At 77.3% G+C, this 1,795-nt stretch carries 1 protein-coding gene; it reads left to right on the forward strand.

The annotated features are described in order from the left end of the window. Positions 1–1,351, forward strand: a 1,351-nt coding sequence (locus V6V89_RS41270) for an outer membrane protein assembly factor BamB family protein (protein WP_334625193.1), incomplete at its 5' end; no start/stop codon positions are given. Positions 1,352–1,795 lie beyond the last annotated feature (444 nt).

Below are 1,795 nucleotides of genomic sequence, written 5' to 3' on the forward strand. Positions count from 1 at the left end.
CGCCAACCGCGCGGTGGCGCCGGCCAGGCCGGCAGCGGCGGGCGGCGCTGGGGGCGCGGAACCCGCGCCGGGGAACCCCTCCCCGATGGGCACAGCGCGGGTGCGGCCCGCTGCCACCCCTGCGCCCAGCCGTCCGAGGCAGCTGCCGCCGGCGCTGGCCGCGTGGCGGCGCCGGCTGGCCGACCTGCTGCGCGGGAGGCGGCGGTGGCTGGTCGCCGGGATCGCCGGGCTCCTCCTGATCGCCGCCCCCGCGGCGGTGCTGGCCTGGCCGCTGGGCGAGCAGCCGGCCGACAAGACGACCGGCGGCCCGACCAGCAACACCGGCACCCAGGCGCCCACCGTGCCCGGGAAGCCCGCCCACGTGTGGTCGTACGACGTGGGAAGTCCAGCCAGCGGCCGCCCGGCCGTTGCCGGTGACGCGGTGTACGTCGGCGGCGGGGGTGGCAAGGTCCACGCGATCGACCGGGCGACCGGCGCGGAGCGCTGGCGCTATGACGCGGGCGCACCGGTGAACGCCGCGCAGGTCCGCGACGGGGTCGTCTACGTCGCCAGCCAGGACGGCATGGTGCACGCGATCAGCGCGGCCGACGGGGCGCAACGCTGGCGGGTACGGGCTGCGTCGGGCTCCACGTCCTCCCCGGTGGTCACCGGTGACGCCCTCTATGTCGGCGGCGACGGCGGGCTGTACGCGTTCCGGCTGGACGGCCGGCAACGATGGCGGTTCCGCGACGGTGGAGCTATCGCTACGACGCCGGCAATCTCGGGCGACACCGTCTACGCGTCCGGCGGCGACGGCCGGGTGTACGCGGTCGATGCCGGCTCGGGCGATCGCCGGTGGGCGACCCCGATCGGCGACGGGCTCTCCGCACCCGCGGCGGCGGGCGGGCTGCTCTTCGTCGGCAGCGCCGGGCGGCTCGTGCACGCGCTGGACGCCGGGAGCGGCAAGGTCCGCTGGACGTTTCCCGCCACCGGCGCCGTCACCACCGCGCCGCTCGCCGACGGCGGCGCCGTCTACTTCGGCGCGTCGGATGGCCTGGTCTATGCGGTGAACGCGACCGACGGCACCCTTCGGTGGCGGTACACGGTCGAGGGCGGCGGTCCGATCTCGGCCTCGCCCTTCATCGCCGACCGCGTGCTGTACGTCGGCAGCCGCGCCGGGACGCTGTACGCCCTGGAGGCGGCGAGCGGGGCCCCGCTGTGGCAGTTCACGACCGAGGGCGCGGTCGCGGGCACCGCGCTGTCCAGCGGGGTGCTGTACGTCGCCGGCGGCAACCGCGTGTACGCGCTTCAGCTCACGGTGGTCTCGGCCGCTCCGCTGCCCGCGCCGGCGATCACCAGCGAGCCGGCCTGACGCGCCCCCCTAGCCGCAGCCCCACGCGGTCCAGTCCGCGTTCGACCCGGACGGCCGCCCCTTCGTCCCCGGCGACGCGCACGACCGCGCCGACCGAGGGCCCGCCGTCCTCCCCGCCGCCGGAGCGCGCCCCCTGTCCCCCGAGCCCGCAGACGGCGCGGTCGCCGACCCGTCTCCGTGACCGCCGGCCTCTTCCGCCTGGTGGGGCTTGGACCTTGGGTCCCGCCGTACCCGCTCGGGGCCGGGGCGCCGCGCCTGCCCGCCGCGCCGTCGTGGGCGGCGCGCGGCCTTGCCTGCCCGGCGTCGCTGATCGAGCCCGCGGTGCACCGCGGGCCTGGCACGCAACCGCACGCCGGCGCGGCACGGCACGGCACGGCACGCCGATCAAGGAGATCCGCATCGATCAAGGGCAAATGCACGCGGAAAAGAGATCCAACCACGTGC

The sequence above is a fragment of the Micromonospora sp. CPCC 206061 genome (assembly GCF_036906915.1).
Classification (GTDB): Bacteria; Actinomycetota; Actinomycetes; order Mycobacteriales; family Micromonosporaceae; genus Phytohabitans.